Annotated in this window: 20 protein-coding genes and 2 tRNA genes; 18 read left to right on the forward strand and 4 right to left on the reverse strand. The window is 61.5% G+C overall.

Features of this window, described 5'->3' with window-relative positions; translation table 11 throughout:
* Positions 1-45: 45 nt before the first annotated feature.
* Positions 46-936: an ISNCY family transposase gene (locus B0D78_RS10910; RefSeq protein WP_078016985.1), complete on the reverse strand. Its 891-nt coding sequence runs from the start codon at positions 934-936 to the stop codon at positions 46-48.
* Between the two features lie 240 nt (positions 937-1,176).
* Here B0D78_RS10910 and rpsO point away from each other — a divergent pair, with 240 nt between their 5' ends.
* From rpsO to B0D78_RS10940, 6 genes are all read left to right on the forward strand, one after another.
* Complete coding sequence (gene rpsO / locus B0D78_RS10915; RefSeq protein WP_078016986.1) at positions 1,177-1,443, forward strand: 30S ribosomal protein S15; 267 nt, start codon at positions 1,177-1,179, stop codon at positions 1,441-1,443.
* A 197-nt stretch (positions 1,444-1,640) separates the two neighbouring features.
* Positions 1,641-3,896, forward strand: a complete 2,256-nt coding sequence (locus B0D78_RS10920; RefSeq protein ID WP_078016987.1) for a polyribonucleotide nucleotidyltransferase — start codon at positions 1,641-1,643, stop codon at positions 3,894-3,896.
* 2 nt (positions 3,897-3,898) lie between these two features.
* On the forward strand, positions 3,899-4,336 hold the full coding sequence (gene dut, locus B0D78_RS10925; RefSeq protein ID WP_078016988.1) for a dUTP diphosphatase: 438 nt from the start codon (positions 3,899-3,901) through the stop codon (positions 4,334-4,336).
* Between the two features lie 83 nt (positions 4,337-4,419).
* Positions 4,420-6,342 carry a threonine--tRNA ligase gene (thrS, locus tag B0D78_RS10930; protein ID WP_205948319.1) on the forward strand — a complete coding sequence of 641 codons (1,923 nt, stop codon included), beginning with the start codon at positions 4,420-4,422 and terminating at the stop codon, positions 6,340-6,342.
* Positions 6,343-6,619: 277 nt separating this feature from the next.
* Positions 6,620-6,928, forward strand: a complete 309-nt coding sequence (locus tag B0D78_RS10935) for a type II toxin-antitoxin system RelB/DinJ family antitoxin (protein WP_078016989.1) — start codon at positions 6,620-6,622, stop codon at positions 6,926-6,928.
* Positions 6,925-7,269, forward strand: coding sequence for a type II toxin-antitoxin system RelE/ParE family toxin (locus tag B0D78_RS10940; protein ID WP_078016990.1), 345 nt, complete (start codon positions 6,925-6,927; stop codon positions 7,267-7,269). The genes B0D78_RS10935 and B0D78_RS10940 overlap by 4 nt, the downstream gene beginning before the upstream one ends.
* Here the strand turns inward: B0D78_RS10940 and B0D78_RS12905 are convergent.
* Positions 7,244-7,783, reverse strand: coding sequence for a hypothetical protein (locus B0D78_RS12905; protein WP_168170114.1), 540 nt, complete (start codon positions 7,781-7,783; stop codon positions 7,244-7,246). The two genes, B0D78_RS10940 and B0D78_RS12905, sit on opposite strands and share 26 nt — an antisense overlap.
* Before the next feature lie 143 nt (positions 7,784-7,926).
* Here B0D78_RS12905 and B0D78_RS10950 point away from each other — a divergent pair, with 143 nt between their 5' ends.
* The 11 genes from B0D78_RS10950 to B0D78_RS11000 all read left to right on the forward strand — a co-directional run bounded on the left by B0D78_RS10950 (position 7,927) and on the right by B0D78_RS11000 (position 21,159).
* A complete protein-coding gene (locus tag B0D78_RS10950; RefSeq protein WP_168170115.1) occupies positions 7,927-9,867 on the forward strand; it encodes a YadA-like family protein in 1,941 nt (646 codons plus the stop codon).
* 378 nt (positions 9,868-10,245) lie between these two features.
* Positions 10,246-12,723: a helix-turn-helix transcriptional regulator gene (locus tag B0D78_RS10955; RefSeq protein ID WP_143521843.1), complete on the forward strand. Its 2,478-nt coding sequence runs from the start codon at positions 10,246-10,248 to the stop codon at positions 12,721-12,723.
* Positions 12,724-12,959: 236 nt separating this feature from the next.
* Complete coding sequence (infC, locus tag B0D78_RS10960; RefSeq protein WP_078016993.1) at positions 12,960-13,496, forward strand: translation initiation factor IF-3; 537 nt, start codon at positions 12,960-12,962, stop codon at positions 13,494-13,496.
* 27 nt (positions 13,497-13,523) lie between these two features.
* Complete coding sequence (gene rpmI, locus B0D78_RS10965) at positions 13,524-13,724, forward strand: 50S ribosomal protein L35 (protein ID WP_078016994.1); 201 nt, start codon at positions 13,524-13,526, stop codon at positions 13,722-13,724.
* Between the two features lie 26 nt (positions 13,725-13,750).
* A complete protein-coding gene (gene rplT / locus B0D78_RS10970; protein ID WP_009163740.1) occupies positions 13,751-14,107 on the forward strand; it encodes a 50S ribosomal protein L20 in 357 nt (118 codons plus the stop codon).
* 139 nt (positions 14,108-14,246) lie between these two features.
* Complete coding sequence (gene pheS, locus B0D78_RS10975; RefSeq protein WP_078016995.1) at positions 14,247-15,290, forward strand: phenylalanine--tRNA ligase subunit alpha; 1,044 nt, start codon at positions 14,247-14,249, stop codon at positions 15,288-15,290.
* The gene (gene pheT / locus B0D78_RS10980; protein ID WP_078016996.1) at positions 15,290-17,671 is read left to right on the forward strand and encodes a phenylalanine--tRNA ligase subunit beta; all 2,382 of its coding nucleotides are present in this window, start codon (positions 15,290-15,292) and stop codon (positions 17,669-17,671) included. Before pheS ends, pheT begins: the two co-directional genes overlap by 1 nt.
* 49 nt (positions 17,672-17,720) lie before the next feature.
* Positions 17,721-18,014, forward strand: coding sequence for a hypothetical protein (locus tag B0D78_RS10985; RefSeq protein ID WP_078016997.1), 294 nt, complete (start codon positions 17,721-17,723; stop codon positions 18,012-18,014).
* Between the two features lie 4 nt (positions 18,015-18,018).
* Positions 18,019-18,306: a hypothetical protein gene (locus B0D78_RS10990; protein ID WP_078016998.1), complete on the forward strand. Its 288-nt coding sequence runs from the start codon at positions 18,019-18,021 to the stop codon at positions 18,304-18,306.
* Positions 18,303-18,806 (forward strand): CvpA family protein, encoded by a 504-nt coding sequence (locus tag B0D78_RS10995; RefSeq protein WP_078016999.1) that lies wholly within the window; start codon positions 18,303-18,305, stop codon positions 18,804-18,806. Before B0D78_RS10990 ends, B0D78_RS10995 begins: the two co-directional genes overlap by 4 nt.
* 13 nt (positions 18,807-18,819) lie before the next feature.
* Complete coding sequence (locus tag B0D78_RS11000) at positions 18,820-21,159, forward strand: endonuclease MutS2 (RefSeq protein WP_078017000.1); 2,340 nt, start codon at positions 18,820-18,822, stop codon at positions 21,157-21,159.
* A 163-nt stretch (positions 21,160-21,322) separates the two neighbouring features.
* Here B0D78_RS11000 and B0D78_RS11005 read toward each other — a convergent pair.
* Positions 21,323-21,396: transfer RNA gene (locus tag B0D78_RS11005), tRNA-Gln, on the reverse strand.
* Positions 21,397-21,412: 16 nt separating this feature from the next.
* Positions 21,413-21,489: transfer RNA gene (locus B0D78_RS11010), tRNA-Arg, on the reverse strand.
* A gap of 125 nt (positions 21,490-21,614) precedes the next feature.
* Here B0D78_RS11010 and B0D78_RS11015 point away from each other — a divergent pair.
* Positions 21,615-22,427: helix-turn-helix domain-containing protein (locus B0D78_RS11015; protein WP_143521845.1), on the forward strand; the 813-nt coding region annotated here is incomplete at its 3' end.

Here is a 22,427-nt window from a genome sequence, read left to right on the forward strand (position 1 = left end):
GCAAAACCTCGTTGGCCGCCGTGATATCCGAGACGCCAAGCAGCCTCAGCTCCCCGGCAGCCTGTCCTGCATCGTGTTCCAAAGACGTTCGACACGCCCCTTCGCCTCCGGCGTCAAGGCAAAGATCTGCCCGATCCCAAGATCCTTCAGCCCCCGTCCGAAACAACTTAACGGCTCCCCCTTCCCCGCCTCATTCCCTTCATTTCCTTTATTCCTTTCATTCCCTTCATTTCTTTCATTCCCTTCGATCCGATCCTCATCATCCTGCGCCCGTGCCTTTGGAGAGCGGAAAATCGTATGCCGGTCGCTGTAAATCGCCATCGGCAGCCCATACCCCTCGATCCCCATCCCCAGCGCGGCGACATAGCCCGCCATACATTCGTTCTCAGTGAAACAGGCGCCAGTCACGATCCCCGTCGCATCGTCAATATAAGCGTGCAGCGTCGCGCGCCCGTTCCCCCTGCCAAACCATTCAAACGACGTGGCGTCAGTCTGCCACAACATCCCCGCGGCCACCTTCCGCGGTCGGGAACGGTGAAGCTTCGGCCGCCGCCGCACACTCTTCTTGCTCCTGATCCCCTCGTCCTTCAGAATGCGGACGACACTCGAACGGCTGATCCCGATCCCCTCCCGTTCGTTCAGGCATTCCGCAAAGTGAGAGAAGTTGAAATCGTAATAGACCTCCTCATACGCCTTCAGCACCGACTCCCTAACCTCATCTCCGATCCTGCGCCGAGACGTTCTGCCGCGGTTGCCGTGAACAAGCCCCGCCGCCCCTTGAGCGACGAACCTCTTCTTGATCCTGATGATTTGCCGTTGACAGAGCCCCAGCTTCTCCGCCGCCTCCCTGTTCGTCATGCGTCCCTCGACAAGCGCTCCGATAATCCTGATACGATCCAGTTCCTTTTGTGACAATGTCATTCGCTCCTGTTTCATGAACGGTATTATCTCAGAGTGACATTTTCTTGGAACAGTTATGGGTGACTTTATCACTGAACAACGACACCCTCGCGAAAAAGAGCTTGCAACTCCTGCGAAGCGATGCTACAATGCTTTTCGACCTGTTACTCCGTTGCTCCCCCTCGGGAGCTTCCCGTTCCGCTTTGCTTCCATGGAGCGCAAAGTCGGAGAGGAGCTACGTTGTTTCAGGATTATTGCCCCATGAGGTGAAGCATTATGTTGGAGAAGTCAGTCAAAACCGAGCTCATCGAGAAGTATCGCGTGCATCCCACCGATACCGGCTCGCCCGAAGTGCAGATCGCCGTTCTCACGCAGAGGATCCGCGATCTGACCGATCACCTGCGCGTGCACATCCACGACCACCATTCCAAGAAGGGCCTTCTGACCCTTGTCGGCAAGCGCCGCAAGCTTCTGCGCTACCTGAGCGGAAAGGATTTCAACCGCTACAAGCAGCTGATCGAAAGCCTGGGCCTTCGCCATTAAGCCCAACGGAAAGAGAGAGTCCCGTTCGTTCGGAACTCTCTCTTTCTTTTTTGACAAAAAGTTTTCAGGGATTCTAAGGGCGATTCCCTCGGATTTATGCGCCGATCTTGAAATTCGACTCTCGCATTTATATGAAATTGTGTTATTCTTACGCTACTATATATCGCGATCGAAAAGAAAGAGGAGGAGTCTTTTATATGGAAAAGACCTACACACTGAACGTCGGCGGCCAGAATCTGGTTTTCAAAACCGGAAAAGTCGCCAAGCAGGCCAACGCGGCCGTTGTCGCGTCTCATGGAGAAACGACCATTCTCACCACCGCCTGCATGTCGGACAAGCCCCGCGTGGGATTGGATTTCTTTCCCCTGCTCGTCGATTTTGAAGAACGCTATTACGCCGCCGGCAAGATCCCCGGCGGCTACATCAAGAGGGAAGGCCGTCCTTCCCAGACCGCCATTCTCAGCGCCCGCGTCGTCGACCGCTCGATCCGTTCGCTCTTCGACGATTCCATGCGCAACGACGTGCACGTCGTCGCTACGGTGCTGGCCGTCGATCAGAAGAATCCCGCCAACATCCTCGCCATCAACGCCGCTTCCGTGGCGCTGACGATCTCCAACATCCCCTGGGGCGGCCCGGTCGGCGCCGTGCGCATGGGCTGCATCGGCGGCGAACTCGTCGTCAATCCCACCGAGGAGCAGATGGCCGAGAGCACGCTCGACCTGACGGTGGCCGGACACGCCGGCGGCATCACCATGGTCGAAGCCGGCGCCAAGGAAGTTCCCGAAGAACTGCTCGTCAACGCGCTGCAGACGGCGCAGGACGAGATCAAAAAGATCGTCGCGTTCCAGCTGCGGATCCGCGAGGAGATCGGCCAGCCCAAGACGGAGCTGCCCGCGCCGCTGGCGATCGAAGAGATCGACCGCTGGGTGAAGGACAACCTGAGCGAAGAGACCGCGAAGGCCGTGATGATCCACGGCAAAAAGGAGCGCGGCGCCGCGATCTCCGCGCTGGTGGAGAAGGCGACGGCCCATTTCGCTGATCTTTACGCCGACGCCGAAGGCTACATCGCCGGCGCGGTGGAAACGCTGGTCAAAAGCACGATGCGCACGATCACGGCCCGCGACAAGATCCGCGCCGACGGCCGCGCCACCGACGAGATCCGCCCGATTTCCTGCGAAGTGAACGTGCTGCCCAAAGTCCACGGTTCGGCGCTGTTCACCCGCGGCGAGACGCAGGCCCTGGTAGTCACCACGCTCGGCATGCTGGGCGAAGACGATCAGATCATCGACGGTCTGAAACTCGACGAGCCCAACAAAAAATTCCTGCTGCACTACAACTTCCCGCCCTATTCCGTGGGCGAGATCAAGCCCATGCGCGGCCCCGGACGGCGCGAGATCGGCCACGGCGCTCTCGCCGAGCGCGCGCTGGCGCCGCTGGTGCCCGGCGAAGAGGAATTCCCTTATGTGGTGCGCGTCGTCTCCGACATTCTCGAGTCCAACGGTTCCAGCTCGCAGGCCTCGATCTGCGGCGGCAGCCTTTCGATGATGGCCGCCGGCGTGCCCATGAAAAAGCACGTGGCCGGCATCGCCATGGGGCTGATCAAGGAAGGCGACGACATGGTCATCCTCACCGACATCCAGGGACTGGAAGACCATTACGGCGACATGGACTTCAAGGTCGCCGGCACCCGCGACGGCGTCACGGCGCTGCAGATGGACAACAAGGCCGGCGGCATCACCCGCGAGATCCTGTCCCGCGCGCTGATGCAGGCCCATCAGGCCCGCATGCAGATCCTCGACGCAATGGAAGCCTGCATCCCCGAACCCGCGCCGCTGTCGCCCAACGCCCCTCGCATCTTCACGATGAACATCGACGTGGACAAGATCCGCGACGTGATCGGCCCCGGCGGCAAGATCATCCGCAACATCGTCCAGGAGAGCGGCGCCAAGATCAACGTCGAGGACGACGGCAGCGTGTACATCTGCGCCGTGTCGCCCGACAGCGTCGAGAAAGCCCGCCAGATGATCCACGACATCGTCCGCGAGGTCGAAGCCGGCGAAGCTTTCTACGGCACCGTCACCCGCCTGATGGCCTTCGGCGCCTTCGTCGAAGTGCTGCCCGGCAAGGAAGGTCTGCTTCACATCAGCGAGATCAGCACCAAACACATCGGCAAGGTCGAAGACGTCTTCGCTCCCGGCGATCACGTCATCGTCGAAGTCAAGGAGATCGACGACCAGAACCGCATCAACCTGTCGCGCCGCCGTCTGCTGGCCGAGCCCGCCCTGATCGAGTCGGCCGGGCTGACGCAGTACCTTCCCGCAGAGGAAGAGCGCGACAAAATGATCGCCGCGTTGCCGGACGCGTCCGCCCCGTCGCGCGACAGAATTCCCCGCCGCGACGGCGACCGCGAGCGCCGGGGCGACCGCGGGCCGTTCCGCCGCGACCGCCGCTGATCATGACGCTGACCGTCAAGATCCGGCGCGAGCGCGACGACATCCCGCTGCCCGAGTACGCGACTGACCAGGCGGCGGGGATGGATCTTCGCGCCAGCGAAGACTTGGTGCTCGAGTCCGGCCAAATCGCCGGCGTCGGGACCGGCCTTCACATCGAACTGCCCGCGGGCTATGAAGCGCAGATCCGTCCCCGAAGCGGACTGGCTTTGAAGCACGGCATTTCCGTGCCGAACGCTCCGGGCACGATCGACGCCGATTACCGCGGAGAGATCCGCGTGATTTTGGTGAATCTGGGCCGCGAGCCTTTTCCCATCCATGCGGGCGACCGTATCGCCCAGATGGTGGTGGCTCCCGTCACGCGGGTCATCTGGCAGCCCAGCGAAACGCTCAACGAGACAGGCCGCCAGAGCGGCGGCTTCGGAAGCACGGGGACCCGTTAGGGCCCGTCGAAAGGCATCACCGCATCACAATGCAGCGCGCTGCGCAGAGTAAGTGCATCGCGTTTTGAGAAGGAGGCAACAAAATGTTCAAATATCGTGGCCCCGAAGGGCAATCGCTTGAAAGCGAAGCGCTCAAAGCCGAAGACATCCTTGCCAACTGGAAATTGAACAAGGGCGCCGTCGCCGCTTTCGTCGACGGAGAGGAAAAAGACCTCGACGTCGTGGTCGATCATGACGCGGAAGTCAAGCCGATCACGCCGGAGACGGAAGAGGGCATCGAAATCGTCCGCCATTCCACGGCGCATCTGCTGGCCGAGGCCGTCATGAATCTGTATCCGGCCGCCAAGGTGGCCATCGGTCCGACGATCAAAGACGGCTTTTACTACGATATCGAATTCCCCGAGACGGTCTCCGAGGAGATCCTGCCCGCCCTCGAAAAGGAAATGCGCCGCATAGCCAAGCGCTCCATCCCGCTGCGCCGCGAGCGGGTCGGCGTCGCCGACGCCATCAAACTGTTCAAGGAGCGCAACGATCCCTACAAAGTCGAAATCCTCGAGGGCGTCGGCGACGAGACCGTCAACTTGTACTGGCAGGACGATTACGTCGATCTGTGCCGCGGCCCGCACGTGCCCAACACGCGCTTTTTGAAGCACTTCAAGCTGCTGTCGATGGCCGGGGCGTACTGGCGCGGCGACGAGCACAACATCATGCTGACCCGCATCTACGGCACCGCCTTCAACACGCAGGAAGAGCTCGACGCCTACATCACTCGCATGGAGGAGGCGCGCCGCCGCGACCACCGCAAGCTGGGCAGGGAACTCGACCTGTTCAGCCTGCACAACGAAGGCGTCGGTTTCCCGTTCTTCCATCCCAAGGGCATGGTCGTCATGAACAAACTCATGTCCTTCTGGCGCCGTCTGCATTTCCTCAACGGCTACAGCGAGGCCCGCACGCCGCAGATCCTCAACCGCGATCTGTGGCTCCAGTCCGGCCACTGGGACCATTACCGCGAGAACATGTACTTCACCACCATCGACGACATCCCGCACGCGATCAAGCCGATGAACTGCCCGGGCGGCATCATCATCTACAAGACGAGCAAGCACAGTTACCGCGAGCTGCCCATCCGCATGGGCGAGCTGGGCGTCGTGCACCGGCACGAGCTCTCCGGCGCGCTGCACGGGCTCATGCGCGTGCGCTGCTTCACCCAGGACGACGCGCATCACTTCTGCACGCCCGAACAGATCAAGGACGAAGTCAAGCTGATCATGAAGCTGGAAGATTACGTGTACACGCACGTCTTCGGCTTCAAGTACCACGTCGAGCTCTCGACCCGCCCAGAGAACTCCATGGGCAGCGACGAGCTCTGGGAGATTGCCGAGAACGCCCTGCGCGAGACGCTCGAGGAGACCGGCACGCCCTACGTGCTCAATCCCGGCGACGGCGCCTTCTACGGCCCCAAGATCGACTTCCATCTCGAAGACTGCATCGGCCGCACCTGGCAGTGCGGCACCATCCAGCTCGACTTCACGATGCCCGAGAAGTTCGATATGACCTACGTCGGCGCCGACGGCAAGGAACATCGGCCCGTCATGCTGCACCGCACGATTTTGGGCAGCATCGAGCGCTTCATGGGCATCCTCATCGAGAACTACGCCGGCGCGTTCCCTTATTGGCTGGCCCCCGTGCAGGTCAAGCTGCTCGCGGTGAGCGACGACCATCTGTCCTACGCCCGCGAGGTGGCCGAGAAGCTCCAGGATCTGAACGTCCGCGTCGAGATCGACCGCCGCGACGAAAAGCTGGGACGCAAGATCCGCGACGCGCAGATGGAAAAGGTGCCCTATATGCTCGTGATCGGCGACAAGGAAGTGGAAGCGCGCACCGTGGCCGTCCGCGACCGCGCCAAGGGCGACCTCGGCAGCATGGATTTCGCCGCCTTCACCGGGCTTTTGGCGGAACAGTACGATCCGGAGAAGGAAAACTTCCGCGTCAGGCTCGGCCAGTAACGCGGAAACGGAGAACGGCAGCGGCGCGGATGGAAAAGAAAACGTCAGCCGCCCGCTGCGGCACACTTCATATCGAAAGACGACAGCGCTGGAAGGCCGCCCCTTCCAGCGCTGTTTGGTATGCGGCGACGGCGCGCCCCGATCGGCCTTTCGTTTTTTTGTCCGCGCCGCGTTTGGACGACGGACATCTCCTTTATTAAACAGCGAAGATTTCTGCAATATGACTTGCGATTGTACGTACAATCGCGTACAATGGACTCGAAAAGGAGGGATCTTCATGGCACAGAAATCTGCTAATTTATATGTAAGGATCGAACCGGATGTCAAAGAACAGGCGGAAAGCATTTTGTCTGCGTTAGGCGTGCCGGCTTCCAATGCCATCAATATGTTTTACAAACAGATCATCATCCACAGAGGGCTTCCGTTTGAAGTTGTACTTCCCGCCAGAAGACCGCTTGATCTGTCGGAAATGAGCGCAGTGGAGTTGTCGGAGGAACTTGAGAAAGGATATGCGGACATGAAGGCTGGAAGAACTAAGCCGGCGAAGGAGTTCTTTTCAGCGATCCGTAAAGGCTATGCCTTATGACGAGATATGAGACGGCTATTTCTTGCCAAGCAGAGCGGGACCTGCGGGAAATATTCGAATATATCGCCTTTGAACTGCTCGCTCCCGAGAATGCGAATTCTCAACTTACACGGCTGGAACGTGCGATAGGGAAACTTGAAACGTTTCCGGAAAAGTACAGGCAATATGCAAAAGAACCTTGGAAAAGCAGGAATCTCAGGGTAATGCCGGTAGATGATTATTGTGTTTTCTATATCCCCGACACGGAAGAAATGACGGCAACTGTCATTCGTGTGATCTATGGCGGCAGAGATATAGATAAACAATTGGAACAGTTCACAGATGATATGCCAGAGGTATGATAAAGGATCCTTTATCCCCTGTGCGGCTCAAATCGAACGCGCTCACTATTTTAACCGTTACGCTGATTCCCGTGATGTTCGGAAAGAGCGAAACAGGAAGGCCGGGCATTCCGGCAGAGACCGAACGCCAGACGATCTCTTGAGGGACAAAAAGACCTGCCCGGAGGAATCGCCGATCCAGATCGGCACGATGGAGCATTCCGTCCCGCCGGAGGTTTTGGCGGAACAGTACAATCCCGAGAAGGAAAACTTCCGCGTCAGGCTCGGCCAGTAACGCGGAAACGGAGAACGGCAGCGGCGCGGATGGAAAAGAAAACGTCAGCCGCCCGCTGCGGCACACTTCATATCGAAAGACGACAGCGCTGGAAGGCCGCCCCTTCCAGCGCTGTTTGGTATGCGGCGACGGCCGCGCCCCGATCGGCCTTTCGATTTTTTGCCCGCGCCGCGTTTGGACGACGGACGCTTCCTCCCCGAGGCCGGCCGCGGCGGATAACGCCTGACCGAGCTTTGTCATCCTCGAAAAGTAGCCGATTGGGTGACAGACTTTTTGGGGAAAAATATTAAAATTTCCGTAGTGAACCGTGAGATCACGGTCGGCGCATGGGCTTGCGTCACGGATATTTTATCGTTTTTATTTTGCGAGGAGGAATTTCGAAAATGAAAAGAAACACGTCATGCTGGGCGGCGCTGCTGGGCGTCATGATCGCGGCGAACGCGGCGTTAGCGGTGGACGGGAACTTTGTGAACCTGAACGCGACCGGCGCCACGACGCTGGGCGGCACATTGGACGTGACCGGCGGTGCCATACTGCGCAGTACGCTGGACGTGACCGGCGGCGCCACGCTGCGCAGTACGCTGGACGTGACTGGCGGCGCCACGCTGCGTAGTACGCTGGACGTGACCGGCGGCGCTACATTGCGCAATACATTGGACGTGACCGGAGATACGACGCTGAAAAACACGTCGGTGAAGGGTACGGCAACGTTCGAAGAGAATGTGGAGATGAAAAAGGACCTCTCCGTCGTGGGAACGTCCAACCTGAACGGCACGAACGTGGCCGGCCCTCTGACGGTGACCGGCGATACGACGCTGGGCAACGCCACCATGACCGGCAATGCGACAGTGGGCGGCACGTTGGGAGTGACGGGCGCCACGACGCTGGGCGGTACGCTGGGCGTGACCGGCGACACGACGCTGGGCAACGCCAGCATGACCGGCAATGTTACAGTCGGCGGCACGTTGGGAGTGACGGGCGCCACGACGCTGGGCGGCACGCTGGGCGTGACCGGCGATACGACGCTGGGCAACGCCACCATGACCGGCAATGCGACAGTGGGCGGCACGTTGGGAGTGACGGGCGCCACGACGCTGGGCGGTACGCTGGGCGTGACCGGCGACACGACGCTGGGCAACGCCAGCATGACCGGCAATGTTACAGTCGGCGGTACGCTGGGCGTAACCGGCAAGGCAACCTTCGCGGAAGCGGAGATCAACGGCCCGCTGACGGTGAAGGGCGCGGCGACGTTCGAGGAGAACGCGGCGATGAAAAAGGACCTCTCCGTCGCGGGCACGTCCAATCTGCACGGCACGAACGTCGACGGAGCGCTCGACGTGACCGGCGACAGCGCCCTGCACGGCAACGTGGTCGCCGACAAGAACCTGACCGTCGGCGGCGCGTCGCTCCTCAAGGGCGACGTGACGATGGAGAAGAAACTGACGGTGAAAGGCGCGGCGACGTTCAATGATAACGTGGCGATGGATCGGGATCTGAGCGTCGCGGGCATAAGCAACCTACACGACACGAGCGTTGACGGCACGCTCACCGTGACCGGCGACAGCGCCCTGCACGGCAACGTGGTCGCCGACAAGAACCTGACCGTCGGCGGCGCGTCGCTCCTCAAGGGCGACGTGACGATGGAGAAGAAACTGACGGTGAAAGGCGTGGCGACGTTCAATGATAACGTGACGATGGATCGAGATCTGAGCGTCGCGGGCACCAGCAACCTGCACGACACGAACGTCGACGGCGCGCTCACCGTGACCGGCGGCGCGTCGGTGGGCAAGGATCTGACCGTGGGCGGCAATTCGCTGCTGCGCGGCACGCTGGACGTCGACGGGTTCGCGACGTTCCGTTCCGGAGCGTCGATGGGCGGCAACCGTTTGCTCGAAGTCGCCGACGGGCGTGTCGAACGGTGGAGCCAGGACGCGGTCAACGGCGGGCAGATGTGGGAGATGAACCGCCGCCTGAGCGAAGACATCCGCAACTCGGGCAGCCGTTCCGCGGCGCTGGCCGGCCTGCATCCGCTCGATTACGACCCCGGCGCGCCGACGTCGGTCGCGGCGGCCGTTGGCAGTTACCGCGGGGACACTTCGCTGGCTCTGGGGATCAACCATTACTTCAGCGAAGACGTGCTGCTGAGCCTCGGCAGCACAATCGGCAAGCAGCCCATGGTGAATCTGGGCGTCTCGTTCCGCCTCGGGCGCGACGCCAAAAAAGTTTCCAGCCGTCGTCAGCTCCGTCAGGAGCTGAACAAAAAGGACGCCCTGCTTCTTTCGCTGCTGCGCCGTGTCGAGAAGCTGGAACAGGAACGCCGCTGAGCCGGCGAAAGCGAACCTTTGCCGCCGGGGCCGACGCGGCGGCGGTGCGAAAAAAATGAACGGCGCAGTTTGAAACGAAACATGGCAGCCATCGGAGATTCGGAGGCCGCCATGTTTTTTCATGTTTCGTTCGTTTTTTGCGAGCGCCGCCGCAGGATGTCTGGAAGGCACGCGGTGGCGATCGGCCGGAGGCGAGACGCACCCGGGCAGAATCGTTGCATAATGAAGGAAAATATTGATTTTTTCGCGGAGAGGGGGTAGAATAAGTAAAAAAAAGAGATGAGGTTTTATATCGTTCGGAGAGCGGGAAGCGGCTCTCGATATTTTCGAATCGTTTTCCCGCGTGGTTTCGTTCGAACGAGGAAAGGAGTTTCTCTTATGATCTGCGCCGCGTCGAAGAAGGACTACTATTTTTCCGAACGGATCCGCCGCCGTATGGAGCGCATCCCGTCGCACCGCCTGACGGCGGTCGAGGCGCCTTCGGGCTTCGGCAAGACCACGGCGGTGCGCGAGTATCTGAGCGCGCTGTCCGACGGGGCGCGCGTCGTCTGGCGCACCATCGGCGAGGAGAACCGCCTCGGCGAATGGGAGGTGCTCTGCCGCGTCGTGGGCGAGGCCGATCCCCAGTGCGGAAACGAGCTGGGCGCGCTGGCCGTGCCATGGGACGACGAATGCCTGCCGCGCATGGAAGCGGCGCTCGCGGCCATGCGCCATGACGGCGAAGTCTACCTTGTCGTGGACAATTACCAGTTTGTGCGCAGCCGTATCCCCGAGCGTTACCTGAGGGCTTTTTACGGCGCGCTGCCCGAGGGCGTCCACCTGATCCTCGTCACGCAGCTCGTCAATCCCGTGCCCCGCGCGATCGTCGTCGACGCGCAGGTCAACCACATCCGCAGGGAGCATCTCGATTTCGACACGGCGGACATCGCCGCCTACTACGGCCAGCTCGGCCTGCGCCTCACGGGCGAGCAGGCCGAAGGGATCCGGCGCCTCACCGGCGGCTGGGCGGCTGGCGTGTACCTGACGGCGCTGGCCTATTCCGAGGCGGGGACGCTGCAGGCCGCCAACGACGTGGAAGCTCTGATCCGCGCCACCGTCTGGAACAAACTGAGCGGCGCCGACCGTCTGTTTCTGCTGCGTCTGTGCAATTTCGGCAGCTTCGATCTCGAGACGGCGCGCTTTCTCAACGAGACCGACTGGATCGACGAGAACATTCTCGACATGCTGGAGCGCAACGGTTTTGTCTGGCACGACATGGGCGAGCGGCGCTATTACGTCCACAGCATCCTCCAGCTCTACGTCAAAAAGGAGTTCGACGCGTGCTCCGGCGCGTTTCGCGAGCGTGTGCTGCGGCTGACGGCGCAGTGGCATGAAAAGCAGGGGGACAACTTTCTCGCCCTGCGTTACTACGCCCTGATCGGCGACTTCCGAGCGGCGCTGAGTCTGCCGCTGGCGACGTCGGACTTCTCCTCGAACGCCTCGGCGGAGAACAGGAAGCTGCTGCTCTCGGTGCTGGACCGCTGCCCGCCGGAGATCCGCGCCGAGTTTCCCCGCGCCATGATCGTCTTCGCCTTCGCGCTCTTCATTTACAACGAGACCGAACGCGTCGTAGCGCTGGCCCGCGAAGTGGAGAGAAACGTTGCCGCCAGCGCCATGAGCGACGAAGAGAAGCGCCGCCTCACCGGCGAGATCGTTTTCCTCACGGCGTTCCTGGCGCACAACGATTTCGCCGCAATGGCCGCCGGCTATAAGCGCGCCGTCGAGCTGATGGGCGGTCCCACGTCGATCATCAACATGAAAGGGCCATGGACGTTCGGCGCGCCGTCGATCCTCTACATGTTTTACCGGTCCGCCGCCGAATGCGACGTACAGATCCTCGAGAAGAACCTGCCTTATTATCTCGCCGCCGCCCGCGGCCACGGCGCCGGTGCCGACGTGGTGATGCGCGGCGAGCTGCAGTTCAATCGGGGCGACTTCGAGGTCGCGGAGATCACGGCTCATCGCGCCGCCTATGCGGCGCGGGAAGCCCAGCAGCTCAACGTCGAACTGTGCGCGCATTTTTTGCTGGCGCAGATCGCCCTCGCCATAGGCGACGCCGCGGAGTACCGGTCCGCCGTCGGCGCGCTGCGCGAAAAAGCCCGCGCTTCGAAGTCCGCCGTTCATCTCAACATGCTCGGCCTCTGCGAGGGTTTCCTCGGCGCGGAATGCGGCGTCGGCAAGGTGCCCGGGTGGCTGGCGGAAGGCGACGTCGCGTCGCGCGTGCGCTTCATGACCCGCCCGTATGCCAACGTAGTTTACGCCAAGTCGCTCCTTGATGCGAAAAAATATGCCCGGCTGGCCGGCATCGGCGCGGAACTGGAAAAAGCGGCCGCGTTCTATCCCAACGCGATGGCGCGCATTTACACAGGCCTCCACGTGGCTGCCGCTCACGAAGCGCTGGGCGCGGCGGAAGAGGCGGAGCGCGCATTGCGCGGCGCGCTGGACATCGCGTTGCCCGACGGCGTGATCCTGCCGTTGGCGCAGAACTTCGGCGCCCTGTCGCCGATCCTAAAGCGCCTGCTCGCCCGGGAATTTCTGAACGCCGCGGCGCTGAAAAGAATTTCCGCGCTGGCGAAGGTCTGGTCGCAGAACCTTCAGTGTGCGCGCGCAGCGCTGCTGGGCGCGGCGGCGCTGCTTTCGGAGCGCGAGCGCGAAGTGGCCGGGCTGGTGGCCCGCGGGCTGACGAACGACGAGATCGCCCGGCAGATGCACGTCTCCGTGGCGACGGTCAAATCGTTTCTGACACGGGCGTTCCGCAAGACCGGCGTCGCTTCCCGCGCCGAGCTGGCCGCCTGGCTGCTGCGATGGGAAAACTGACGAGCGTCGGCCGAAAGACGCGAAGTCGGCGCTTGCGCAAATCGTCCGCGGGTGTTATACTCTCACAAGCGATAGAGAAGCAGAGGGATCCCTCTCGCCTTGGTGGCGCCCTTCGGCAGCTGCAAGGTCATGCGTAAGGTCACACTGTATGTGAATGTGCATGAGGAGAGGCGGGGCCTTTCCTCATTTTTTTATCGCGGCAAAATCTTGTGGAGGTGACTCACATAGCTAAAAAAATGTCCGACGAGCCGAGAGTGAACGAAGAGATCAGCGCCGAGCAGGTCCTTGTGATCGACAACGAGGGCAGGAAACTGGGCGTCATGACTCCGGCTGAAGGAATCGCCGCAGCGGAAGAGTGCGAGCTGGATCTCGTGGAGGTCGCGCCGGACGGAAATCTGCCCGTGTGCCGCATCCTTGATTTTGGCAAGTACCGCTACCAGCAGCAGAAGCGCGACAAGTACGCCCGCAAGAAACAGAAAGTGCAGGCGCTCAAGGAGATCAAGATGCGTCCCAAGATCGACGAGCACGATTACGATTTCAAGACGAAAGCCGTGATCAAGTTCCTCGAAAGCGGGCACCGCGTGAAAGTGTCCATATTCTTCCGCGGCAGAGAAATGGCGTTTTTGGACAAGGGCCGTGAGGTCATCAACCGCGTTGCGGCTGACTGCGCCGCCGTCGGCAAGATGGACGAAGAGCCGCGCATGGAAGGCCGCTACATGAGAGCGTTGTTTGTGCCGCTTCCTGGTTCCGCCAGAGGCGACGGTAAAGAATAGAAAGCGAATTTTACGGAGGTTGTCAGTATGGTCTGGAAAGCAAAGACTCATTCCGGCGCGAAAAAGCGCTTTTCGTACACGGGCAACGGCAAGATCAAGTATCAGAAGAACGGACGTCGTCACCTTCTGAGCACCAAGAACGCCAAGAGACATCGCCGGCTGCGCCAGGCGGGGCTTCTTGCCAACGGGCAGGAAGAGATGCTGCGTCTGATGATGCCCGGCAAATAAGTTCAAAATTTCAGAGGTGAAGATCGATGCGCGTTAAAGCAGCCAGTTCCAGCGATAGAAAGTACAAGAAGCTTTTTTCCATCACCAAGGGATTCTTCGGCCATAAGAAGAACAATTACCGCCGCGCCCGCGAAGCCTATCTGCACGCCCTGAGCAGCATGTTCAAGGACCGCCGCCGCAAGAAGAGGGATTTCCGCCGCCTGTGGATCTCCCGCATCAACGCGGCCGCGCGCATGGAGGGCATGTCGTACAGTTTCTTCATGAACGGCCTGAAGAAGGCCGGCATCGAAGTGAACCGCAAGATGCTTGCCGATCTTGCCGTCAACGACATGGCAGCCTTCCGCGGCATCGCCGAGCAGGCTCGTCAGGCGTTGGCCAAGTAAGGTTGGACGAAGAGCTCTTCAACCTGTTCAATGAAGAGAGCGAAGGGCTCCTGTCACAGAATGACAGGAGCCCTTCTGTTTTATGAGGCCTGTCTGAGAACGGGAAGTTCTCGACGGGAACGGACAAGGAGGAAACATCATGAGCAGTGAAATCGCTCTTGAAATAGAGAAAATCCGCGCGGTCGTCGAGTCGGTTCTGAAAGACGGCGCTACGCTCGAATCGCTGAACGACTGCCGGATCGCGGTCTTCGGCAAGAAGGGCGCGATGACGGGCCTGCAGAAAATGCTGGGCAAGCTGTCGCCGCAGGAGCGCCCCGAAATGGGCAAGATCATCAACGGCGCCAAAGTCGAGTTTCAGAGCCAGCTCGACGAGGCGATCGAAACGCTCGAACGCCGTCGCTTGACCGAGATGGAACTGCGCGACCGCGTCGACGTTACGCAGCCCTTCCGCGGCCGGGCCTACGGCGGCGCGCATCCCGTCGTGCAGGTGACGATGGACGTGCTGGAAGTCCTGGAAGGGCTGGGATTCGTGACCGTGACCGGGCCGGAGATCGAGACGGATTTCTTCAACTTCGAAGCGCTGAACATCCCGCCGCACCATCCGGCCCGCGACATGCAGGACACGTTTTACTTCGGCGACGGCCGATTGCTGCGCACGCATACTTCCGGCATGGAGATCCACGCCATGCTCGACATGGGCGCGCCGCTGCGCGTGGCCTGCCCGGGGCGCGTCTATCGCCGCGACAACGACCCTACGCACTCGCCGATGTTCCATCAGGTCGAAGGCCTGGTTGTCGACAGGTCCATTTCCGTCGGCGACCTTAAGGGCTGCCTGGAAGCGATGATCCACGGCGTTTTCGGCAGGAAGCTGAAAGCCCGCTACCGCGCCAGCTACTTTCCGTTCACCGAGCCGTCGATGGAAGTCGACATCGAGTGCTTCAAGTGCGGCGGTTCCGACGCTCGCTGCCAGATCTGCAAGGGTACCGGCTGGCTCGAGATCGGCGGCATGGGCATGTGCCATCCCAACGTGCTGCGCTACGGCGGCATCGATCCCGACAAATACAACGGCTTCGCCTGGGGCATGGGGCTCGACCGCATCGCCATGCTCAAATACGGACTGACGGATCTCCGCGCGCTGTTCGACGGCGACGTTTCCTATCTTCTTTCCGGGAGGCATGAATAATGCTGCTCTCCATCAACTGGCTGAAAGATTTCATCACGCTCGGCGCGCCTCTTGAAGAGATCGCCGAGAAGCTGACGGTGACGGGGACCGAGATCGAGTCGGTCGCCCGTCCCTGCGCGGCCGTCAAGGGCGTGCGCATCGCCAAGATCGTCGAGTGCTCGCAGCATCCGACCAAATCCGGTCTGAAAGTGACCCGCCTGGACGTGGGGGAGAAGGAGTATCCGCTCTGCGTCACCGCGGCGCCGAACGTGAAGGTGGGCGACGTGATCCCCTGGTTCGCGCCCGGCTCGTCGACGGCCGGCGGCATGGAGCTGGAGTATCGCGATTTCGACGGTTTCAACAGCGCCGGCATGATGGCGTCGGCCAAGGAACTGGGCGTGCCCGATCTGACCGACGTGTACGGCATCCTCATCCTGCCGCAGGACGCGCCGCTCGGCGCCGATGCCGGCGCGTGGCTGGGGCTGGACGACACGGTCTTCGACATGTCGGTGACGCCGAACCGCGGCGATCTGCTCAGCGTTCTCGGCGCGGCGCTGGAGATCCACGCGCTGTTCCCGCAGTGCGATCTGCACGTGCCCGCCGTTCCCAAGCCGGGCTACGACGGCGAGTGGACGCTGCCGTTCGAAGGGATCACGCTCGAAAGCGAAGGCTGCCGCGCCTACCGCCTCGGCATGGCCGATTCGGTCCGGATCGCGCCGGCGCCGTTGCAGGCCGGCGTGAGACTGTGCATGTCGGGCATGCGCCCCATCAACAACATCGTCGACGCCACCAACTACGCGATGCTCGCCCTCGGCCAGCCGCTGCACGCTTTCGACGCGGCCAGCCTGCCCGGGCGCAACATCGGCGTGCGCGCCGCCCGAGACGGCGAGGAACTCGTCACGCTCGACGGCAAAACCCACAAGTTGCTGCCCTCCGACCTTGTCATCTCCAGCAGCGGCATCGGCGTGGCACTGGCCGGCGTCATGGGCGGGCTCAACTCGGAAATCACCGACAAGACGGAACACGTTCTGCTGGAGAGCGCCAACTTCGCGGCTCCCTTCGTCAGCAAGACGTCGCGCCGCCTCGGCATCCCCAGCGAAGCTTCGTTCCGCTATTCCCGCGGCGTCGATCCGCTGCTGACGGAGACCGCCATGAACTACGCGCTGCATCTGATGGAGCGGTGGGGCGGCGTGCGCGCCTTCTCGCGCAGCCTTTACGCCCAGAACGGCGAGATCCGGCCGGCCCGCGTGCCTCTGACGGCGGGAAAGATGAAGAAGATCCTCGTCTGGGACGACATGAACGGGGCCGAGGCGATCCTGAAGCGCCTCGGCATCGAAAGAGCGGCCGGCGGTCGGGACAACGCCGAATACGAAGTGCCGACGCGCCGCTGCGATATCGCCATCGAAGAGGACCTGATCGAGGAAGTCGGACGCATCCGCGGTTACGACGCGATCGAGCCGACGATCCCCGTTCTGCACCGCGCCGGAGCGCTCAGTCCGGCCATGCGGCTGCAGCGCCTGCTCCGTTCCGTGGCGATCGGCCGCGGCTATACCGAAGCGGTGACGCTGAGCTTTATCAGCCCCGAGAGCCTGACGCTGCTTCGTTATCCCGAGGCCGGCCAATGCAAGGTCGTGGCCAACCCGATCAGCGCCGACATGTCGGTGATGCGCCCTTCGCTGCTTCCCGGGCTGCTGGACGGCGTCGGCAAAGCGGTGCGCGGCGGCTGGCGCGATCCTGTCCGCGTCTTCGAGTTCGGCCGCGTCTTCGTGCCGGGAAACGGCGCTGTCAAAGAGGTGGAGCGCATCGGCGGCGTCGCCTTCAGCGGCAAGGAAAAACGCGCACTCTACGCCTCCTCGAAAGAGGATTTCATGCTGGTCAAGGGCGACGTGGAAGCGCTGGCCCAAAGCTGCAACGCCGCGCTGACGTTCCGCCGGGCGCAGCGCGCCGACGGGCACGCCGGCCAGACGGCCGAGATCCTGTTCGACGGCAAGACCGTCGGCTATCTGATGTGCCTGAAGCCCGACATCGCCGCTCAGCTCGATCTTGACACGCCGCTGTACGCTTTTGAACTGGACGTGGAGCCTTTCATGGACGCGCCGCTGCCGCGTTACGCCAAGAACAACGCCTATCCGCCGGTCTACCGCGACATTTCCATGCTCGTTGCCAAGGATGTGCCCGCCGACAAGGTGATCGCCGACATCCGCGAAGCGGCCGGCTCGCTGCTGAGCACCGTGCGCCTTTTCGACGTCTACGAAGGCCAGGGCGTGCCGGAAGGATTCCGCAGCATGGCTTTCTCGATGGCGTACCGTCTGGGCGAGCGCACGCTGAAAGACGCCGAAGTGGAAGAGGAACACAACGGCGTTCGTTCGGGGCTTGAACAAAAGGGCTATAAGCTGAGATAATAAGAAACAGGTCCTTGCGGAAATACAGAAAACTAAGGAGGAAGAAACGATGACCAATTTATCCGAACTCGATCAGCTTCTGGAGCGCGTTTCCGGCCGTATCGGCGAGTTCGCCGCGTCCAACGCTTCTTTGCAGGACGAGCTGGCGAAGGTGAAGAAGCAGCTGGATGAAAAGGAGCTCGACAAGATCCGCGCGCTCAAGGAGAAGGACCGCGCCATCGAGGAGCTCGAACGGGAGAAGATGAACCTTCAGAAGGAGAAGGAAGCTCTCGAGAGCAAGCTTGACGATATCGCCAAGAGCTTGAAAAACATCCTGCCCGACGCCGGCTTCGAAAGGCGGTAAGAACATGGAGGATAACACCCGGGAGGCAAGAGTCACTCTCGGCACCAAGACCTACCTCCTTCGTACGGCTCTTAAGCCCGAGCAGTTTGACGAAATCGTCGAATTCAGCCGGAAACTGTTTGCGTCCCTCGACCCCAAAGTCGATCAGGAACGGCGGCTGGTTCTCGGCTGGATGTACATGGCGTACAAACTGAAGCAGATCGAGGGGAAACTCGATCTGCTCCTGAGCAAATATTATTCTGTCGGCGACAACGCGCCGGAGAAGAGCGAGCGGAAAGAAGGCGCGGAATGACCCTTGTGGACGGATTCGACCTTTGCATGCTGCTGATCGTGGTCTTTTTCGCCGTCAAGGGGATTTTCCGCGGTTTTTCCGGCGAGATCTTTTCCCTGGCCGGCATCATCGGCGGCGTTTATTTCGGCTTCAAATACGCCGATCCGGTGGACGCCGCGCTCAGGAATTTTTTCGGCTCGCTCAACGCTTCGGTGAGCCGGATGATCGCGATCGCGCTTGTTTTCTTTGCCGTTTGCATCGTCTGCGCGCTGGTCGGCAAGCTCTTCCGTGCGCTGCTGTCGATGGCGTCGCTGTCGGCGCTGGATCGTCTGTGCGGTTTTCTGGTCGGCGGCGTCAAGGGCGCGGCGATCGTGATCCTCGTCGTCGTGACGCTGCAGCATGCCGAGCGCTTTCTGCCCGGCGTGGAACTGCGAAACAGCCGCACGGTGCTGCTCGTCAACGCGGTCCTTCCCGACATCAAAAACTCTCTCGACGCTTTTTTCCCGAAACAGATCGTATAGTTGGTGATCCGAGGTGAAAATCAACGAAGAGGCGCGGCAGTCGCTCGAGATCGACGACGTCCTCGAGCTCCTTGCCGCGGGCGCGAGGAGCGAACTGGGACGCGCGGCTCTCGTCCGGATAGAGCCTGCCGCTGACATGAAAAGTCTGATAAGCCGCCAGAATCTGCTGGCGGCTTATTTGAGCTTTACGGAAAGCGGCGGGAACTTCCCGTGGAACGAGGCGGTGCAGGTCGTCTCCGCAGCGCTGGACGAGGCGCGCCATACGGGGCTGCTGCTGGGGGAGGAACTGCTAAAGGTCCGCGTTCTGCTGACGCTGGCCATGGCCGTCAAGGAATGCGCGCAGGCGGCGAAAGAGAAGTTCCCGGCGCTGGTCTGGTTTTGTGACCGCATCCGCGAATTTTCGGACGAGCTCGAACGGCTTTCGGTCTTGAACAGCGACGGCTCGCTGGCCGACGGCGCCTCGCCCAAACTGCGCGAGATCCGCGCCGAACTGGACCAGAAACGGCGCGAAGCGCGCGCCGTGGGCAACGGCTTTCTGAACGGTCCTTCCAGCGGCATGCTCCAGGAGCGCGTGCTTTCGATGCGCAGCGGCCGCTTCGCCGTGTTGGTGAAGCAGGCTTTCATCAACCGCTTCCCCGGCATCGTCACCGACAAGTCGGCGTCGGGCAATTCGGTCTACATGGAACCGCACGCTCTGGTCGTCTCCAACAACCGCATCGCGGCGCTGCTGGAGCAGCAGCGCCAGGAAGAGCGCCGCATCTTCGGCGAGCTGACGAAGATGCTCCTCGACCGCCGGAACGCCGTGAACGAAGCGGAAACGGCGCTGGCGCAGCTCGACCTGTTCTATTACATGGACGACCTGATCCATTTCAAACGCTGGCGCATGCCCGAGCTGGTCAAACGTTCCGAGTTCTGCTTTTACGACGTGCGCCACCCGCTGCTGGGCGAGCGCGCCGTCCCCATCGACGTCTCCTGCGGCCGGGATTTCCGGGCGCTCGTTGTCACCGGCCCCAACACCGGCGGCAAGACTGTAGCGCTGAAAACGTGCGCTCTGGCCGTGTATCTGGCCTGGTGCGGCCTGCCCGTGCCGGCCGGCGACGGTTCCAGCGTCGGCAGCATCTCCGCGATTTACGCCGATATCGGCGACGAGCAGAGCATCGAACAGAGCCTTTCGACCTTCAGTTCCCATCTGAAACGCATCGTTTCGATGCTCGAAAACGCCGACGCCGATTCGCTGGCGCTGCTCGACGAACTGGGAGCCGGCACCGATCCGCAGGAAGGCGCGGCCTTGGGCATCGCCGTGCTGGAGGAGTTCTTGCGCCGCAGGACCCTCGTGCTGGCGACGACGCACCACAATCCGATCAAACGCTTCGCGACCACCACCCCCGGCGTGGAAGCGGCCTGCGTCGATTTCGACATGAAGACCCTCAGCCCCACGTATCATCTGCTCGTCGGCATCCCCGGCCAGAGCAACGCCCTGGCGATCGCCCAACGCTACGGCATGCCGCCCGGCATCGTCAAGCGGGCCGAAGAGTGTCTGAATTCCGACGAGCTGAACGTCGAGCGCCTGATCGGCCAGCTGCAGGAAAAACGCCTGGCCGTCGAGAAGCTCTCGCGCGAACTGGCGCAGGAAAAACAGCGGCTCGACGCCGAAAGGAAAAAACTTCAGCAGAGCCGTTCCGAGACCGAACGGAAACGGGACGAAATGATCCTGAAGGCGGAGCGCGAATCGCAGAAAGTCCTCGACGACGCCGAGGCGAAAGCCCGTTCGCTGCTCAAATCGCTGCAGGGCGCGGCGCGCTCGGCCGGACACCGCGAGATGGTCCGGCAGAAGTCGCAGATCGACAAGACCCGCGATACCTCGGCCGTGCGCCAGAATGCCATCGAAGAGCGGCGCACGCCCCCTGCGCCCCGGCTGGCGGTCGGCTCGCCCGTGAAGCTGAACGACAGCAGCGTCAAGGGCGAGATCGTGGCCATCGACGGCAAGAACGCCGAAGTGCAGGCCGGCGCCATGCGCATCACTGTGCCGCTGGCGAAGTTGACGCCGACATCCGCGCCCCCAGCGCGGCAGAGCGCGGACGAGATCGCCATCGTGCGCCGTCCCGAAGGCGTGCCCAGTTCCATCATGGTGCGCGGCATGCTGGCCGACGAAGCGATCCCGATGGTGGAGCGCTATCTCGATCAGGCCATGCGTGCCGGGTACGGCGAAGTCGCCGTCATCCACGGCCGCGGCGAAGGCATCCTGCGCAAGCTCGTGCATCAGCTCTGCGCCCGTTTGCCCTACGTCTCCGAGTACCGCCTCGGCGACCACTCCGAAGGCGGCTGGGGCGTGACCATCGTGAAGTTCCGCTGAACCTTCTTCGCCGCCGGCGTTCTTTCCCTCGATCCGCCGCGCGGACGACAAACAAAAAACGAGAGCCCTGTCCTGCAAAGAAGACTGGGCTCTCGTTTTTGTCGAAAAGACAAGACGGACGCCGTCCACGCTTTGGCGGAATCCGTCATACGGTCGGTATTGTTGGCTACCCCGCCTGGATTCGAACCAGGATCAAGGGAACCAAAATCCCTTGTGCTGCCGTTGCACCACGGGGTAATTTCTTCGAAAAAAATGGCGCGCTCGGCGGGACTTGAACCCACAACCTTTGCCTCCGGAGGGCAACACTCTATCCGATTGAGCTACGAGCGCGCGTCGTAGGTAGAATACACCGATTTGCATTATCCGTCAAGGAGCGGCGGCGCGGGTGTCGTTGTTCAGTGATAAAGTCCCCCATAACTGTTCCAAGAAAATGTCACTCTGAGATAATACCGTTCATGAAACAGGAGCGAATGACATTGTCACAAAAGGAACTGGATCGTATCAGGATTATCGGAGCGCTTGTCGAGGGACGCATGACGAACAGGGAGGCGGCGGAGAAGCTGGGGCTCTGTCAACGGCAAATCATCAGGATCAAGAAGAGGTTCGTCGCTCAAGGGGCGGCGGGGCTTGTTCACGGCAACCGCGGCAGAACGTCTCGGCGCAGGATCGGAGATGAGGTTAGGGAGTCGGTGCTGAAGGCGTATGAGGAGGTCTATTACGATTTCAACTTCTCTCACTTTGCGGAATGCCTGAACGAACGGGAGGGGATCGGGATCAGCCGTTCGAGTGTCGTCCGCATTCTGAAGGACGAGGGGATCAGGAGCAAGAAGAGTGTGCGGCGGCGGCCGAAGCTTCACCGTTCCCGACCGCGGAAGGTGGCCGCGGGGATGTTGTGGCAGACTGACGCCACGTCGTTTGAATGGTTTGGCAGGGGGAACGGGCGCGCGACGCTGCACGCTTATATTGACGATGCGACGGGGATCGTGACTGGCGCCTGTTTCACTGAGAACGAATGTATGGCGGGCTATGTCGCCGCGCTGGGGATGGGGATCGAGGGGTATGGGCTGCCGATGGCGATTTACAGCGACCGGCATACGATTTTCCGCTCTCCAAAGGCACGGGCGCAGGATGATGAGGATCGGATCGAAGGGAATGAAAGAAATGAAGGGAATGAAAGGAATAAAGGAAATGAAGGGAATGAGGCGGGGAAGGGGGAGCCGTTAAGTTGTTTCGGACGGGGGCTGAAGGATCTTGGGATCGGGCAGATC

This window comes from Pyramidobacter sp. C12-8 (assembly GCF_002007215.1).
Classification (GTDB): Bacteria; Synergistota; Synergistia; order Synergistales; family Dethiosulfovibrionaceae; genus Pyramidobacter.

What these genes read in the sequence shown, in the direction of transcription:
- thrS (WP_205948319.1), top strand. Translation starts at nt 4,420, where the DNA reads ATGTTCAAATATCGTGGCCCCGAAGGGCAATCGCTTGAAAGCGAAGCG.
- pheS (WP_078016995.1), top strand. Translation starts at nt 14,247, where the DNA reads ATGAGCAGTGAAATCGCTCTTGAAATAGAGAAAATCCGCGCGGTCGTC.
- B0D78_RS10955 (WP_143521843.1), top strand. Translation starts at nt 10,246, where the DNA reads ATGATCTGCGCCGCGTCGAAGAAGGACTACTATTTTTCCGAACGGATC.
- B0D78_RS10940 (WP_078016990.1), top strand. Translation starts at nt 6,925, where the DNA reads ATGACGAGATATGAGACGGCTATTTCTTGCCAAGCAGAGCGGGACCTG.
- rpmI (WP_078016994.1), top strand. Translation starts at nt 13,524, where the DNA reads ATGGTCTGGAAAGCAAAGACTCATTCCGGCGCGAAAAAGCGCTTTTCG.
- rpsO (WP_078016986.1), top strand. Translation starts at nt 1,177, where the DNA reads ATGTTGGAGAAGTCAGTCAAAACCGAGCTCATCGAGAAGTATCGCGTG.
- B0D78_RS10990 (WP_078016998.1), top strand. Translation starts at nt 18,019, where the DNA reads ATGGAGGATAACACCCGGGAGGCAAGAGTCACTCTCGGCACCAAGACC.
- infC (WP_078016993.1), top strand. Translation starts at nt 12,960, where the DNA reads ATGTCCGACGAGCCGAGAGTGAACGAAGAGATCAGCGCCGAGCAGGTC.
- B0D78_RS12905 (WP_168170114.1), bottom strand. Translation starts at nt 7,783, where the DNA reads ATGACAAAGCTCGGTCAGGCGTTATCCGCCGCGGCCGGCCTCGGGGAG.
- pheT (WP_078016996.1), top strand. Translation starts at nt 15,290, where the DNA reads ATGCTGCTCTCCATCAACTGGCTGAAAGATTTCATCACGCTCGGCGCG.
- rplT (WP_009163740.1), top strand. Translation starts at nt 13,751, where the DNA reads ATGCGCGTTAAAGCAGCCAGTTCCAGCGATAGAAAGTACAAGAAGCTT.
- B0D78_RS10995 (WP_078016999.1), top strand. Translation starts at nt 18,303, where the DNA reads ATGACCCTTGTGGACGGATTCGACCTTTGCATGCTGCTGATCGTGGTC.
- B0D78_RS10950 (WP_168170115.1), top strand. Translation starts at nt 7,927, where the DNA reads ATGAAAAGAAACACGTCATGCTGGGCGGCGCTGCTGGGCGTCATGATC.
- B0D78_RS10985 (WP_078016997.1), top strand. Translation starts at nt 17,721, where the DNA reads ATGACCAATTTATCCGAACTCGATCAGCTTCTGGAGCGCGTTTCCGGC.
- B0D78_RS10920 (WP_078016987.1), top strand. Translation starts at nt 1,641, where the DNA reads ATGGAAAAGACCTACACACTGAACGTCGGCGGCCAGAATCTGGTTTTC.
- B0D78_RS10935 (WP_078016989.1), top strand. Translation starts at nt 6,620, where the DNA reads ATGGCACAGAAATCTGCTAATTTATATGTAAGGATCGAACCGGATGTC.
- B0D78_RS10910 (WP_078016985.1), bottom strand. Translation starts at nt 936, where the DNA reads ATGAAACAGGAGCGAATGACATTGTCACAAAAGGAACTGGATCGTATC.
- dut (WP_078016988.1), top strand. Translation starts at nt 3,899, where the DNA reads ATGACGCTGACCGTCAAGATCCGGCGCGAGCGCGACGACATCCCGCTG.